This window comes from Streptomyces triticisoli (genome assembly GCF_003270085.1).
Classification (GTDB): Bacteria; Actinomycetota; Actinomycetes; order Streptomycetales; family Streptomycetaceae; genus Streptomyces; species Streptomyces triticisoli.
Genome location: NZ_QFDQ01000048.1, coordinates 1 through 15,180, shown reverse-complemented (window position 1 = coordinate 15,180; position 15,180 = coordinate 1). Strand labels below are relative to the sequence as shown.

The following is a 15,180-nucleotide window of genomic DNA, read 5'->3' as shown; positions in this document are numbered from 1 at the left end:
ATGCCCGGCGTCCGCCTTCAGCCCGGCACAGTCCTCCTCCAGCTGCTCCAGGTCCCCGGTGAACTGCGGAATCTCCCCCGGATTGATCACGTCCCGTTGCCCCCGTCCGTCCGCACTGCCAGACCGAACCGACCCGTGTCATGGCCTCATCATCATACAAATGGGTTAACGGAGAGTCAGACGAGTTGGAGGGAACGGCGGTTCCGGGTGCGGGGACCGCCGAAGCTCGGTGGGGTGCCGGTGGGGGAGGGGCCGGGGAGCAGGATTCCGCCGAGGACGGCTCCGGCGGTTCCGGGGGTGTGGGTGTCCGCTTCGGCGTAGGGGTTCCCGTGGGTGCGGGTGTCCTGTTCGGCGTGATCCCGGGCCTCGCGGGCGAGGGTGTCGGCGTGCGGGACGTCGGCGGGGGGCCGGGAGGCCAGGAGGCGTTCCGCCTCCGCCAGCAGGGTGCGGGCCGTGGTGCCCACCGCGCCCCGGTGCGTCGTGATGAAGTCGGCCGCGGCGGCGGTGGCGCTGCGGGCGGTGAGCAGGGCGGCGGCGGACAGTACGCCGGTACGTCCCGTGGCGAGCGGCGCCGTCGCCTCGACGATCCGGTGCAGGACGTCCAGCGGGTCGTACAGCCGCCCCGAGGTCAACTCCTGCCGTACGGAGGCCAGGACGGAGTCGGCGTGCAGGATCCGGGCCCGTGTCTCACCGGCCGGTACGTCCGTGAGGCGGTCCGCGGTGCCGGCTCTCTCCGCCTCCGCCCCGCTGAGCGCGGCCGGGATCATCGCCGCGGCCTTGTCCAGCTCGGCCGCGAGCCGTTCGATGCCGTCGAGGAACACGGCCGCCTGGGCCACGGCGCCCTCGGCGGCGCGCAGTTGGCCCGCCGTGTGCCCGTTCTCGCCTCGATCTGCTTCCTGGCGGGCCTGGTTGAGGCGGACGGTGGCGAACATCAGGCGGTCCTTGGCCTGTTCCGCGTATCCCGTGACGTGTTCCGAGGCGGAGGGGGCGTACCGCCGGGCGAGGTCGGTCAGCACCGCTTCGGCCGCCGCCGTCCGGCCCGTCAGCTCCCGGAACCGTGCCTCCGCCACCTCCAGCGCCCCGCCGATGTCCCGGTCCGGGTCGCGCAGCTCGTCGAACCCGTCGGCCGCCGCGTCCAGCAGCCGGCCGGCCTCCTCGCAGCGCCCGACCACGCCGGCCAGCGCCTGCCGCCGGGCCGCCGGGTCCTCCGGGACGCCCTGGTCGTAGCGCAGACGCATCCGGAAGGCGGCCGCCAGCTCCGCCTTCGCCTCCCGCACCACCTGTGCGAAGGGCTCGACGGCCGCTGCGCCGAACCGGGCCTCGGCGAAGCCGAGCTCTTCGCCGCTGGTGCGCACCCAGTCGTCCGCCTGGACAAGCAACTCCCTTGACTGCTCGTCGAGTTCGTCGGACGGCGACGAAGGCGGCGCGGTCGGGCCGCCGCCGGGAGTCGTACGGGTCCTCGCCCGCCGGGTCCGCCGTACGTACCCGTATCCGGCGAGCACGCCCGCCGCCACCACCACGACGAGCGGCAGGGCGAGGTAGGCCGCAGAGGTCTCGTCCTGCCGCGGTGCGGCGGCGACGGTCACCGGACCGGCCCGGGGGAGCGCAACCGCGGAGCCGCTGTTGATCGTCATCCCGGGAAGCAGCAGCCACACGAGCCCCACCGCGCCGCCCAGCACGGCGCGCGCCACGCGCACGGCCAGGCGCGGGGTCGCGCGCCCCGGCCTGGCCGTCCGGAACAGGGATGACGTCACATTTCGGAGCGTATGACCACCCGGCCGGGCAGGCGACCGGGGCTGCGTCAGTGGTGGGGCGGGCGGGACACGACAACGCGGGAGGGGACATCGGCATGGAAGAGACCACTGGCACGGAGAGCACCGGCGACACGGAGAGCACCGGCGACACAGCGCGGTCCGACACCGGCCAGAGCCATGAAACCCCGCCCCGCCGAAGCCGGCGCCGTTGTTTCCGCCGGGCCCTCCGCATCGCCCTCGCCCTCGTCCTGCTGCCGGTCCTCTTCCTCCTCGCCGCCGAGACCGCCCTCCGGGTGAACTACAGGGGCGACCCCGCCGACGGGACGTACACCAGGGGCCAGGACGCGATCTGGCTCGGTCACGCCTGGGTGGACGGGCGGAAGAAGGACGCCGACGTCCAGGCCCTCGCCCGTCGGCTGCGCTCCACCGGCATCCGTGACCTGTACGTGCACGCGGGCCCGCTCGAACACGACGGCACCCTGCCCAAGTCGGCCTACGCCAGGGCCGGTTGGCTGATACCGGCCGTGCACCGCGCGCTCCCCGGCGTCCGCGTGCAGGCGTGGCTCGGTGACGTACTGGCCACCGAGAGCCCCGACGGGATGCGGCTGGAGCGGGCCGCGACGCGCGCCGCCGTGGTCGCCTCCACTCGCGAGATCCTGGCGGCCGGCTTCGACGGCGCCCACTTCGACCTGGAGCCGCTGCACTCCGGCGACCGCCACTACCTCGACCTCCTCGACGACCTGCGCGAGGTCACCCGCGCCCACGGTGTCCCGCTGTCCGTCGCCGCCCACCAGATCGACCCGCTGCCCGCGTTCCACTCCCTGTGGGGCACGTTCACCGGCCACCCCAAGTGGTGGTCGCAGGCGTACTTCGGCCAGGTCGCCCGCCGTGTCGACCAGATCGCGCTGATGTCGTACGACACCATGCAGCCGCTGCAGAGCCTGTACGGCGGTTACGTCGCCCAGCAGACCTCCCTCGCCCTGGAGGCCACCCCGCCCACCACCGACCTGCTGATGGGCCTGCCCTTCTTCCACGACAACCGCTTCGGCCACCGCGCCTCCGCCGAAACGGTCCCGGCCGCCGTCCGCGGCGTCCGCCTCGGCCTCTCCCGCACGGACCCCGGCCGCGAACGCTTCGGCGTCGCGCTGTACGTCGACTTCGCCGCCACGGAGGACGACTGGACGGCGTACCGGGAAGACTGGGTTCGCCTGTCATGACCACGGCTTGATGGGAGGATGATCGGTATGCATGAGGTACTGGTGTGGGGGGTTGTGCTGGTCGTCACGGCGGGAGTCGTGATCGGGATCGCGGGGATCACCACCGGATGGGTGCCACCGATCGGCCGGAAGAAGGTTCTGCGGCCGGAACTGTGGGGGTACGGGATGCTGACCGCTGCCGTCGGCATGGGCGTGTTCCAGTACTTCGGCCCGCTCAACAGCCAACCCGGCGCCTATTTCGTCGTCGCGCTCCTCGGCATGGCCGTGTTCGTCCTCGGCCTGTTCCTGCAGACGTTGTCCCAGCGCCCAGGCCGTACCCCCTGAGCCACCGCCCCTACGACGACCGCCGCCGGATCTTCGACCCCAGCCACACCAGCGGGTCGTACTTGCGGTCCACCGCCCGTTCCTTCAGTGGGATCAGGGCGTTGTCGGTGATCTGGATGCCCTCGGGGCAGACCTCCGTGCAGCACTTGGTGATGTTGCAGTAGCCGAGGCCGTGGTCGTCCTGGGCCGTGCGTTTGCGGTCCAGGCCCGAGTCCGCGGCGGCGTCCAGGGGGTGCATGTCGAGTTCGGCGACGCGCATCAGGAAGCGCGGGCCGGCGTACGCCCGCTTGTTGTCCTCGTGGTCGCGCACGACATGGCACACGTCCTGGCACAGGAAGCACTCGATGCACTTGCGGAACTCCTGCGGCCGGTCCACGTCCTCCTGGAACATGCGGTACTCGCCGGGCCCGAGGTCGGCCGGCGGGACGAAGGAGGGGACCTCCCGGGCCTTGGTGTAGTTGTAGCCGACGTCCGTCACCAGGTCCCGGACCACCGGGAAGGTCCGCAGCGGGGTGACGGTGACCGTCTCCTCCCGGGTGAAGACCGACATGCGCGTCATGCACATCAGCCGCGGGCGCCCGTTGATCTCCGCGGAGCACGAACCGCACTTGCCCGCCTTGCAGTTCCAGCGCACGGCCAGGTCCGGCGCCTGGGTGGCCTGGAGGCGGTGGATGATGTCCAGCACCACCTCGCCGTCGTTGACCTCGACCTCGAAGTCCTCCAGGCCGCCGCCCTGGGCGTCACCCCGCCACACCTTGAAGCGGGCCTCGTAGCTGCTCACTCGTACAGCTCCTCTTCGGTGAGGTACTTGACCAGCTCCTCCTTCGCGAAGAGGGCGAGCAGGTCGGGGCGGATGGGTTCGGTGGTCTCCCGGGTGAGGGTGATCTGGCCGCGGACCGGGTCCGTCGCCGCCAGTCCGCCGGTCGGGTCGGTCAGCCGGCACAGCAGGTTGATCCGGCGCCAGTCGCGCTCCATCGCCGGGTAGTCCTCGCGGGTGTGCCCGCCGCGCGACTCCGTGCGCTCCAGCGCGGCCCGTGCCACGCACTCGCTGACCAGCAGCATGTTCCGCAGGTCCAGGGCGAGGTGCCAGCCGGGGTTGTACTGCCGGTGCCCCTCCACCCCGGCCCGCCGGGCCCGTACCCGCAGCTCGCCGAGCTTCTTCAGGGCCTGCTCCATCTCGCTCTCGCGGCGGATGATGCCGACCAGGTCGTTCATGGTCTGCTGGAGTTCCTGGTGCAGGGTGTACGGGTTCTCCGGCGGCGTCCCGGCCGCCGTCTCCTCCCCGGCCCCCGCCTCCTCCGCCGAGAACGGCCGCAGCGCCTCCGCCGCCGCCGCGTCCACCTGGGCGTCGTCCACCGGCGGACGCCCGTACGCCAGTCCCTGCGCGTACTCGGCGGCGTGCAGGCCCGCCCGGCGCCCGAAGACCAGCAGGTCGGACAGCGAGTTGCCGCCGAGCCGGTTGGAGCCGTGCATGCCGCCCGCGACCTCCCCGGCCGCGAACAGTCCCGGCACCCCGCGCGCCGCCGCCGTGTCGGAGTCGACCGCGATGCCGCCCATCACGTAGTGGCAGGTCGGCCCGACCTCCATCGGCTCCGCCGTGATGTCGACGTCGGCCAGCTCCTTGAACTGGTGGTACATCGACGGCAGCCGCCGCCGGACGACCTCCGCCGGCATCCGCGTCGACACGTCGAGGAACACCCCGCCGTGCGGCGAGCCGCGGCCCTCCTTCACCTCGGAGTTGATCGCGCGGGCCACCTCGTCACGGGGCAGCAGCTCCGGCGGGCGCCGGTTGTTGTCCGGGTCCTCGTACCAGCGGTCCGCCTCCTCCTCCGTCTCGGCGTACTGCTCCTTGAAGACGTCGGGGACGTAGTCGAACATGAACCGCCTGCCCTCGGCGTTGCGCAGCACCCCGCCGTCGCCGCGCACCGACTCGGTGACGAGGATGCCCTTCACCGACGGCGGCCAGATCATGCCGGTCGGGTGGAACTGCACGAACTCCATGTTCAGCAGCGGCGCCCCGGCGAGCAGCGCGAGGGCGTGGCCGTCGCCGGTGTACTCCCACGAGTTCGACGTCACCTTGAAGGACTTGCCGATCCCGCCGGTCGCGATCACGACCGCGGGCGCCTCCAGCACGAAGAAACGGCCGGACTCGCGGTCGTAGGCGAAGACCCCGCAGACACGGTCACCCGCGGCGGAGCCGCTGTCGGACACGGTCTTCAGGATCCGCGTCACCGTGCACTCCTGGAAGACCTTCAGGCGGGACTCGTAGTCCCCGGTCTCCTTGAAGTCCTCCTGCTGCAGCGACACCACCTTCTGCTGCAGCGTCCGGATCAGCTCCAGGCCGGTGCGGTCGCCGACGTGCGCCAGGCGCGGGTACTCGTGCCCGCCGAAGTTGCGCTGCGAGATCCGGCCGTCCTTCGTACGGTCGAACAGCGCGCCCCAGGTCTCCAGCTCCCACACCCGCTGCGGCGCCTCCTGCGCGTGCAGCTCGGCCATCCGCCACTGGTTGAGGAACTTGCCGCCGCGCAGGGTGTCGCGGAAGTGGACCTGCCAGTTGTCGTGCTCGTTGGCGTTGCCCATGGCCGCCGCGATGCCGCCCTCGGCCATCACGGTGTGCGCCTTGCCGAACAGCGACTTGCAGATCACCGCCGTACGCGCCCCGCGCTCGCGCGCCTCGATCGCGGCGCGCAGCCCGGCGCCGCCCGCGCCGACCACCACGACGTCCCACTCCTGCCGGTCCACCACGGACATCACAGACCCCACTCACTGGTACGTCGCTAGAAGAAGCGCGGATCGTCGAAGGCGCCGGAGGCGACCAGGAACACGTAGAAGTCGGCGAGTGCCACGCTGAACAGCGAGGCCCAGGCCAACTGCATGTGGCGGGCGTTGAGCCTGCTCACGAACTGCCAGAAGCGGTAGCGCAGGGGATGCTTCGAGAAGTGCTTCAGCTTCCCTCCCACGATGTGCCGGCAGGAGTGGCAGGAGATCGTGTACGCCCAGATCAGCACGATGTTGACCAGGAAGACGAGCGTGCCGAGCCCCATGTGGCCCCAGCGGTAGTGCTGGTCGCGGAAGGCCAGCACGGTGTCGTAGGTCAGCACGCCGGCGACCAGGATCGCCGCGTAGAAGAAGTACCGGTGGACGTTCTGCAGGATCAGCGGGAAGCGCGTCTCGCCCGTGTACTTCTGGTGCGGCTCGGCGACCGCGCAGGCCGGTGGGGACGCCCAGAAGCCCCGGTAGTAGGCCTTGCGGTAGTAGTAGCAGGTCAGCCGGAAGCCCAGGGGGAAGACCAGGATGATGATCGCCGGGGAGATCACCCACCAGCTGCCGAAGAGGTCGTAGTTGGGGCCCGCGCGCATGGTCTCGCAGTTCTGCGCCAGGCAGGGCGAGTAGAACGGCGAGACGTACGGGGCCGCGTAGTAGTGCGTGTTCGCGAAAGCCCGCCAGGTCGAGTACACGACGAAGGCGAACAGACCGGCCGCGGTGGCGGCGGGCGCCAGCCACCAGCGGTCGGTGCGCAGGTGCGGAGCGGCGATCGAGGCGCGCGCCGGGGAGCGGACGCCGCCGCGGAGCGTATGGGGTTCTGTGGCGGGAGGTTCCGTACCAGTGGCCAACGTGGGACTCCGGTCGGTCGGGTCAGGGGGCGTGGCGGTTTCGGGAGCCGAGACCCTCGTCGTCCGAGTCCGTCCACAGGGAGATGTCGTAGGGCGTGTCGGAGATGGTGACGAGGGCGGGGCGCTGTGTGGCGGTGGAGCTCCGGGAGGCCTCGCGCAGCAGGGCGACGCTCTCGCGCAGGTGATCGGCGTCGGTGCGCACGCGGCGTATCTCCAGCCCGCCGGCGAGCTGCTGCTCCAGCCGGGCCACCGACCGCAGCAGGTCGTCGAGGGCGCGCTGGACCGATGTCAGGTCGTCGTGCACGGACATGACGTACCTCGCTTCCACGGGCCGTGCGGCCCCAGGCGGCAACGTTCATGCGTCTGCGAGTGTCGCGCGTCACACCTGCCGGTGGGAAGGGGATGTGCGGCGATTGGCGGATTGCACATCCCTCGTGCGTGCTCGCATGCGCTCTGTGTTCGTTTTGTGCCGGTTCGGTCGTGTGCTCGGCGCGCGTTGCGCCGGGCGGGTGGCCTTCCGGGCCCGCGCCGCCGTGTCGCCTCCGGCCGGCGAACCCTTTCCTCTTCAGTGGGCCGTAGATCTGATGAGCACCAAAATACCGCCAAATGTGACATTCCCCACCCGGGTCGTCCGGGCCATCGGCGGCAGCGGCTCCACGGAGGTAGCACAGATGTCCTACGACGGTGTCGGGCGCCGCGCGGTCATGCGCTCGGCGGCCTTCCTGACCGCGGGCGTCCTCGCGGTGCCCCTCCTGGCCGGCTGCGGTTCCGACGACGACGGCGGCAAACCGCTGGCCGGACAGGACATCGCTCCCGCGGCCCGCCACGAGGTCGCCGACGGGGGCACGCTGCGCTGGGCCGTGGACGCGATGCCGCAGACGCTGAACACCTTCCAGGCGGACGCCGACGCCGGTACCACCCGGATCGCCCAGGCGGTGCTGCCGGCCATGTTCCGGATGGACGCGCGCGGCCGCCCGCAGCGCGACGAGGACTACCTGGAGTCCGCCCGGGTGGTGGCGACCGAGCCCAAGCAGGTCGTCGTCTACCGGCTCAACCAGCAGGCGGTCTGGAGTGACGGCCGCGAGATCGGCGCCGCCGACTTCGCCGCCCAGTGGCGTGCCCTGTCCGGCAAGGACTCCGCTTACTGGACCGCCCGCAACGCCGGCTACGACCGCGTCCAGAAGGTCGAACGCGGCGCCAACGACCTGGAGGTCAAGGTCACCTTCGCCCGCCCCTACGCCGACTGGCGGTCGCTGTTCTCGCCGCTGTACCCCAAGGACGTGATGGGCACCGCGAACTCCTTCAACGACGGTGCCCGCACGAAGCTGAAGGTCAGCGCGGGCCCGTTCGCCGTGCAGAAGATCGACACCAAGGGCAAGGACGTCGTCCTCGCCCGCAACCCGCGCTGGTGGGGCCGCCCGGCCAAGCTGTCCGAGATCGTGCTGCACGAGGTACCGCGCGACAAGCGGGCCGCGGCGCTCGCCGACGGCTCCGTGGACGTGGCCGACATCGACCCCGCCGACGCCTCCCGGATCACGGCCGCCGGCGCCCGGGGCGGCCCGCTCCTCCAGAGCCCGGCCGGCGGCCGCACCGCCGCCAGGGCACTGCGCTCCTGGGCGCTGGCACACGGCACGGAGGACGAGGACACCGACCGGGAGCTGCGCGCCCTGGACGAGGAGCGCACGTCGCTCACCGCGGACCTGCGCCGGCAGCAGGCGCTGGGCGGCATCCAGGTGCGCAAGTCGCTGGAGCCCGCCTACACCCAGCTCGCCCTCAACGGCTCGGGCGGCCCCCTGGCCGACGAGCGGGTCCGCCACGCCGTGGCGCACGCGCTGAACCGCAAGGAACTCGCCGAACTCGTCCTCAAGCCGCTCGGCCTGCCCGCGGTTCCCGTCGGCAGCCACCTCGCCCTGTCCGGCCAGAGCGTCTACGCCGACGGCAGCGACGCCCTCGGCGGCCAGGACACCGCCCAGGCCCGCGCCCTGCTCGCGGACGCGGGCTGGGTGCCCGGCCCGGCCAAGGACAAGAAGGAGAAGGAGAAGAACCAGAAGAAGGAGGGCAAGGCGGCCGGCGCCGAGGGCCACGGCGCACAGAACTCCTCGGACGGCTCCTCGGACGACTCCTCGGGCGGCGGCAGCGACGACGGTACGTACATCGTCGGTGTGAACGACCACGTGGAGGACAACAAGGCACCCGCCAGGGAGCGGAAGGACGGGGAGACCGGGGAGGCCCGGGACGACAAGGACGGCCGGGAACAGCGCGGGCCGGGCGGGGAGGAGACCGGCGCCGAGCAACTGGCCCAGGACGGCCGCCGGTACAACGACGACCGCTTCGGGCCGGGCGGCGCGCCCGGTGCCTACGCCCCCGAGGGCACCGCGGCGCCGGGTGCCGTCTCCGGCCCGCTGGCCAAGGACGGCAAACCGCTCACGCTCCGCTTCGTGCTGCCCACCGGACCCGGCTCCGACACGCTGCGCAAGGTCGCCGACCGGATCACGGCCATGCTGAAGAAGGTCGGCATCACCACGGAGGTCAGCAAGGTCTCCGACGAGAGCTACTTCCGGGACCACATCGCCTCCGGCCAGTACGACCTCGCGCTGTACTCCTGGCCCGCCTCCGCCTTCCCGGCCACCGACGCCCGCCCCATCTACGCCAAGCCCGTCCCGGCCGCCGACGGCTCCCTCAGCGTCCAGCAGAACTACACCCGCGTCGGCACCGACCGGATCGACCAGCTCTTCGACCAGGCCGTCGCCACCCTGGACGAGGACGAGCAGCGCGGCCTGCTCCGCAAGGCCGACTCCCGTATCTGGGCAGCCGCCGGCTCCATCCCCCTCTACCAGCGCCCCCAGCTGACTGCCGTACGCAAAAACCTGGCAAACATCGGAGCCTTCGGCTTCCAGACGCCCGTCTACGAGGACATCGGCTTCCTGAAGAAGAAGAGCTGAAGGCACGTTGGCGCGTTGTCGCGGGAGAAGCCTCAGAAGAGGCTCAGATTCCTTGCCCGCCGCGGGGTGCCGCGACACAGTGTGGCTACGTGATCACTTGACCGGTGATCCATGACCACGACGGGGTGACCATGCGCGGGGGAACGAGGCGCATCCTCATGGTGTGTTTCACGGCGGTCGCACTGACCGCCGGGACCGTGGGATGCACGAGCGAGTCCGGTGAACAGGCCAGGAGCGGCAGCACGAGCGACCCCCGGGGCGGTGGTGCGCCGGCCGCGACGGCGGCCACGACCTGTGCGAACGGCACCTACACCTGGTTCAACATCGTGAAGCCGACCCGCCTGCTCGGCGTCTCCGAGCCCGAGACGCTGGGCAAGGGCGGCGGCAGGCTGACGAAGAAGGTCCAGCGGGTGAGCAAGCCTGCTCGGCGTCTCCGAGCCCGAGACGCTGGGCAAGGGCGGCGGCAGGCTGACGAAGAAGGTCCAGCGGGTGAGCACGGTGGAGATCTCGGTGCGCCCCGAGGGCGCGGTCCCGGTGCCGGAGGAGGCCCTGTTCTCCCTGGGCAAGGAGATCGGCGAGATCGACTCCGACGCCCCCACCCTGAAGGAAGTCACCGGCGAGAAGTGGTCCTTCACCCAGGTGGGCGACCAGGGGCCGCGGCTGGGGGAAGGCCTCACCAAGGCCGACGGTTCCGGACGATTCGTGCAGTACAACGCGGTACGCACCGTCGAAGCGGACTTCCGCCGCACCTGCGCCGGAGGGAAGACCACCGTCGGCCACGCCGAGAGCTGGACCCTGGCGGTGGACGGCATCGTCGAGTGCGGCACGCGCACGGACGACGCGACGGCCCGCCAGGCCGCCCGTCTCGCCTGCGGCACCGACTCGGCCGCGGCGAAACCCTGACCGGGGACCGGGGGCCGGTCCGTCCCCGCCCGTCCCGGTTCGCTCCGGGGCGGGCGGAGGACCAGGGGCGCGGATCCCCGCCCAGGGACCCGTACCATGGGGTGAGGCCGTGGCGTGTTCAGCCCGGCAGGGCCCGCGTAACACCGACGTACGCGCAGGTCTTCCGCATATTTCGGGAGTACGCCTCACTATGGCCACGCGCCACGACATCCGCAACGTCGCCATCGTCGCCCACGTCGACCACGGCAAGACCACCATCGTCGACGCCATGCTGAAGCAGGCCGGCGCCTTCGCCGCGCACCAGCTCGACCAGGTCGACGAACGCATGATGGACTCGGGCGACCTGGAGCGTGAGAAGGGCATCACGATCCTCGCCAAGAACACGGCGGTGAAGTACCACCCCAAGGCCGGCGGGGACCCCGTCACGATCAACATCATCGACACCCCCGGCCACGCCGACTTCGGCGGCGAGGTGGAGCGCGCCCTGTCGATGGTCGACGGCGTCGTCCTGCTCGTGGACTCCTCCGAGGGACCGCTGCCGCAGACCCGCTTCGTGCTGCGCAAGGCCCTGCAGGCCCGTCTGCCCGTCATCCTCTGCATCAACAAGACGGACCGTCCCGACGCCCGTATCGACGAGGTCGTCAACGAGACGTACGACCTGTTCCTGGACGTGGACGCCGACGAGGACCAGATCGAGTTCCCGATCGTCTACGCCTGCGGCCGCGACGGCATCGCCTCGCTGACCAAGCCCCAGGACGGGACGGTTCCCACCGACTCCACCAACCTGGAGCCGTTCTTCTCCACGATCCTCGAGTACATCCCGGCCCCCACCTACGACGAGGACGTCCCCCTCCAGGCCCACGTCACCAACCTCGACGCGGACAACTTCCTCGGCCGTATCGCGCTGCTGCGCGTGGAGCAGGGCGAGCTGCGCAAGGGGCAGACGGTCGCCTGGATCAAGCGCGACGGCTCCGTGCAGAACGTGCGGATCTCCGAGCTGATGATGACCGAGGCGCTCACCCGCAAGCCCGCCGAGAAGGCCGGCCCCGGTGACATCTGCGCCGTCGCCGGCATTCCGGACATCATGATCGGCGAGACGCTCGCGGACCCCGAGAACCCGGTTCCGCTGCCGCTGATCACGGTCGACGAGCCCGCGATCTCCATGACGATCGGCACCAACACCTCTCCGATGGTCGGCCGCGGCGGCACCGGCAAGGGCGCCGACGCGAAGGCCGCCGTCAAGGACCGCAAGGTCACCGCCCGTCAGGTCAAGGACCGTCTGGACCGCGAGCTCATCGGCAACGTGTCGCTGCGCGTGCTGGACGCCGGGCGCCCCGACGCCTGGGAGGTCCAGGGCCGCGGCGAGCTGGCGCTGGCCATCCTGGTCGAGACCATGCGCCGCGAGGGCTACGAGCTGACCGTCGGCAAGCCGCAGGTCGTCACCAAGGAGATCGACGGCAAGGTCCACGAGCCGGTGGAGCGGATGACGATCGACGTGCCCGAGGAGCACATGGGCGCCGTCACCCAGCTCATGGGCGTGCGCAAGGGCCGGATGGACAACATGTCCAACCACGGCTCCGGCTGGGTCCGCATGGAGTTCCTCGTCCCCTCCCGCGGCCTGATCGGCTTCCGCACCGAGTTCCTGACCAACACCCGCGGCACGGGCATCGCCCACTCCATCCACGAGGGCTTCGAGCCCTGGTTCGGCCCGCTGCAGACCCGTAGCAACGGCTCTCTGGTCGCCGACCGCGCCGGTGCCGTCACCGCCTTCGCGATGACCAACCTGCAGGAGCGCGGCGTGCTCTTCGTGGAGCCGGGCACCGAGGTGTACGAGGGCATGATCGTCGGCGAGAACTCCCGCTCCGACGACATGGACGTCAACATCACCAAGGAGAAGAAGCTCACCAACATGCGGTCCTCGACCGCAGACGTGACCGAGTCGATCGTCCCGCCCCGCAAGCTCTCCCTGGAGCAGTCGCTGGAGTTCTGCCGCGACGACGAGTGCGTCGAGGTGACCCCGGAGTCGGTCCGCATCCGCAAGGCGGTCCTCGACCAGCGCGAGCGCGCCCGCGCCGCGAGCCGCGCCAAGCACGGCTGAGGCCCCTCGAAGGCCGCACGGGGCCGGGCACTCCGCGAGGCGGGGTGCCCGGCCCCGTGCGTGTGGGGACGGGGAGGATAGGGAAAACCCTTCAGCCCGGCTCGGAACCGACACAGGACGGCCGGTTCGCACTACCTTGCTGCGGACACATGCACCTGGGACGCACCGGAGAGGCTGTAACCGAATGCCTTGGTTCTGGCGCCCGTTGACGGATACGGGGCGACGGGTGCACGGTGTGCGCGGCGTCGCGTGCGTGCCGACGACGCCACACGGCGGCCACCGTAGACCGCAACCGGTTTTTCCCGGCCAAGTGTCCGCTATTCGGACACTCGGAACCGATAGATGTGTCACAAGTCCGTTTCGCAGGGGTCTTTCGCCAAACCCTTTGTCCGGATTTTGGAAGAAGTGAGTAACAGGTGTGATCGAACCGAGACCTCAAGGGTGTGGTCGGCCCGTGGTCGATAGCAGATAGTTAGGCGCGTAGAGCTCGGATGAGCGAGTCACCCTGTGCAGTGGCAGCGGGCGACGGGCGTACGAGCGTGCGGGGGCACCCGACCTTCTCCGGTTGACAAGTCGGTGGAGTGTCGTGTGCCCACTCTTGCGGTGAACAACAGGACTCATGAGGAGGAACCCATGCGCGGTGCCAGGAGCGCCAAGTGGGTCGCGGGGGCAATCGTCGTCGCGCTTGCCGCGACGGCTTGCAGCGGCAGTGACGGTGACAAGAAGGCGTCGTCGGACAAGAAGGGCGCCCTCGCCGGTTACGTGTCGATCGACGTCGGCGAGCCGCAGAAGCCGCTGATGCCGGCCGACACCAACGAGAGCAACGGTGCCTACGTCATCCGAGCCCTGTTCACGCAGCTGCTGGACTTCGACGCCAAGGGCGAGATCGTCTACACCAACGCCGAGTCGGTGACCACCGAGGACTCGAAGACCTGGACGGTCAAGCTCAAGGACGGCTGGAAGTTCCACAACGGTGAGGCCGTCACCGCGCAGTCGTACGTCGACGCCTGGAACTGGTACGCGAACTCCAAGAACAACCAGCAGAACGCCTTCTGGTTCTCGGACATCGCCGGCTACGACGACGTCCACCCGGAGAAGGGCGACCCGAAGGCCGACAAGATGTCGGGTCTGAAGGTCGTGGACGACACCACCTTCACCATCGAGTTGACGGAGCGCGTCCCCTACTTCAACTACAAGCTGGGCTACACCACCTTCGCCCCGATGCCGAAGGTCTTCTTCGACGACCCGAAGGCGTTCGGCCAGAAGCCGGTCGGCAACGGCCCGTACCAGTTCGAGAAGTGGACCCACAAGAAGCTGATCCAGGTCAAGGCCTGGGACGACTACAAGGGTCCGGACAAGGCCGAGAACAAGGGCATCCTGTTCAAGAACTACACCACCCTCGAGGCGGCGTACCAGGATGTCGTCTCCGGCAACCTGGACATCATCAAGCAGGTCGGCCCGACGGACCTGCCGAAGTACAAGCAGGACCTCGGTGAGGGCGCCCTGGAGCAGCCGTACGCGGCCATCCAGACGCTGACCCCGGCCTTCTACTCCAAGACGTTCAAGGGCGTCGACCCGAAGGTCCTCCAGGGTCTGTCCATGGCGGTCGACCGTGACACGATCACCAAGACCGTCCTGAACGGCACCCGTATCCCGGCGACGAGCTTCACCCCGCCGCAGGTCAAGGGCAACCAGGACCTGAACACGGACGTCTTCAAGTACAACCCGACCAAGGCCAAGGCTCTGGTCAAGGAGGGTGGCGGCGTCCCGGGCAACAAGATCTGGATCCAGTACAACACCGACGGTGGCCACAAGGAGTGGGTGACCGCGGTCTGCGAGTCGATCCGCAACGCCACCGGCGTCGACTGCGTCGGCGACCCGAAGCCGGACTTCGCCACCGACCTCGAGGCTCGTGACAACAACGAGGTGAAGTCGGTGTACCGCGGTGGCTGGGTGGCCGACTACCCGGTCAACGTCAACTTCATCAAGGAGCTCTACCACTCCAAGGCCGAGTCCAACAACGGTCGTTTCTCCGACAAGGCGATCGACGCGCTGATGGCGAAGGGTGACAAGGCCGAGTCCCTGGAGGAGGCCGTCAAGGCCTACCAGGAGGTCGAGAAGAAGCTCCTCCAGAAGATGCCGTCCATCCCGCTCTGGTACTACCAGATCAACGGTGGCCACGGAAAGAACGTCAGCAACGTCGAGATCAACTACCAGGGCGACATTCAGCTGCACAAGGTCACCGTCAAGTAAGCGAGCCCGCGGGCCACTTCCCCCCTCGGCCGTCAGTCCGCCGCCGCCGGTCGCCCGACCGGCGGCGGCGGAGGC

11 protein-coding genes are annotated in these 15,180 nt (G+C 70.1%); 6 read left to right on the top strand and 5 right to left on the bottom strand.

Annotated features, from left to right (window positions below):
• Positions 1-176 precede the first annotated feature (176 nt).
• Positions 177-1,634 (bottom strand): hypothetical protein, encoded by a 1,458-nt coding sequence (locus DEP02_RS08720; protein WP_232839018.1) that lies wholly within the window; start codon positions 1,632-1,634, stop codon positions 177-179.
• Between the two features lie 215 nt (positions 1,635-1,849).
• Between DEP02_RS08720 and DEP02_RS08715 the strand changes: the two genes are divergently transcribed.
• The gene (locus DEP02_RS08715; RefSeq protein ID WP_112466770.1) at positions 1,850-2,971 is read left to right on the top strand and encodes a glycoside hydrolase family 18 protein; all 1,122 of its coding nucleotides are present in this window, start codon (positions 1,850-1,852) and stop codon (positions 2,969-2,971) included.
• A 27-nt stretch (positions 2,972-2,998) separates the two neighbouring features.
• A complete protein-coding gene (locus DEP02_RS08710) occupies positions 2,999-3,295 on the top strand; it encodes a hypothetical protein (RefSeq protein WP_112466769.1) in 297 nt (98 codons plus the stop codon).
• A 10-nt stretch (positions 3,296-3,305) separates the two neighbouring features.
• On the opposite strand, the gene DEP02_RS08705 is transcribed toward DEP02_RS08710, so the two are convergent.
• From DEP02_RS08705 to DEP02_RS08690, 4 genes are read right to left on the bottom strand one after another with little or no spacing between them, the layout of a single operon-like run.
• A complete protein-coding gene (locus DEP02_RS08705; protein WP_112466768.1) occupies positions 3,306-4,076 on the bottom strand; it encodes a succinate dehydrogenase/fumarate reductase iron-sulfur subunit in 771 nt (256 codons plus the stop codon).
• Positions 4,073-6,046 (bottom strand): fumarate reductase/succinate dehydrogenase flavoprotein subunit, encoded by a 1,974-nt coding sequence (locus tag DEP02_RS08700; RefSeq protein ID WP_112466767.1) that lies wholly within the window; start codon positions 6,044-6,046, stop codon positions 4,073-4,075. Before DEP02_RS08700 ends, DEP02_RS08705 begins: the two co-directional genes overlap by 4 nt.
• Positions 6,047-6,072: 26 nt before the next feature.
• Positions 6,073-6,909 (bottom strand): succinate dehydrogenase subunit SdhC, encoded by an 837-nt coding sequence (sdhC, locus tag DEP02_RS08695; RefSeq protein WP_112466766.1) that lies wholly within the window; start codon positions 6,907-6,909, stop codon positions 6,073-6,075.
• Positions 6,910-6,931: 22 nt separating this feature from the next.
• Positions 6,932-7,219 (bottom strand): Rv0250c family protein, encoded by a 288-nt coding sequence (locus DEP02_RS08690; protein WP_112466765.1) that lies wholly within the window; start codon positions 7,217-7,219, stop codon positions 6,932-6,934.
• Positions 7,220-7,580: 361 nt separating this feature from the next.
• Between DEP02_RS08690 and DEP02_RS08685 the strand changes: the two genes are divergently transcribed.
• From DEP02_RS08685 to DEP02_RS08665, 4 genes are all read left to right on the top strand, one after another.
• A complete protein-coding gene (locus DEP02_RS08685; RefSeq protein ID WP_112466772.1) occupies positions 7,581-9,851 on the top strand; it encodes an ABC transporter family substrate-binding protein in 2,271 nt (756 codons plus the stop codon).
• A 489-nt stretch (positions 9,852-10,340) separates the two neighbouring features.
• Complete coding sequence (locus DEP02_RS08675) at positions 10,341-10,754, top strand: hypothetical protein (RefSeq protein WP_112466763.1); 414 nt, start codon at positions 10,341-10,343, stop codon at positions 10,752-10,754.
• Positions 10,755-10,944: 190 nt separating this feature from the next.
• On the top strand, positions 10,945-12,852 hold the full coding sequence (typA, locus tag DEP02_RS08670; protein WP_112466762.1) for a translational GTPase TypA: 1,908 nt from the start codon (positions 10,945-10,947) through the stop codon (positions 12,850-12,852).
• A gap of 633 nt (positions 12,853-13,485) precedes the next feature.
• Positions 13,486-15,105, top strand: coding sequence for a peptide ABC transporter substrate-binding protein (locus DEP02_RS08665; RefSeq protein WP_112466761.1), 1,620 nt, complete (start codon positions 13,486-13,488; stop codon positions 15,103-15,105).
• Positions 15,106-15,180 lie beyond the last annotated feature (75 nt).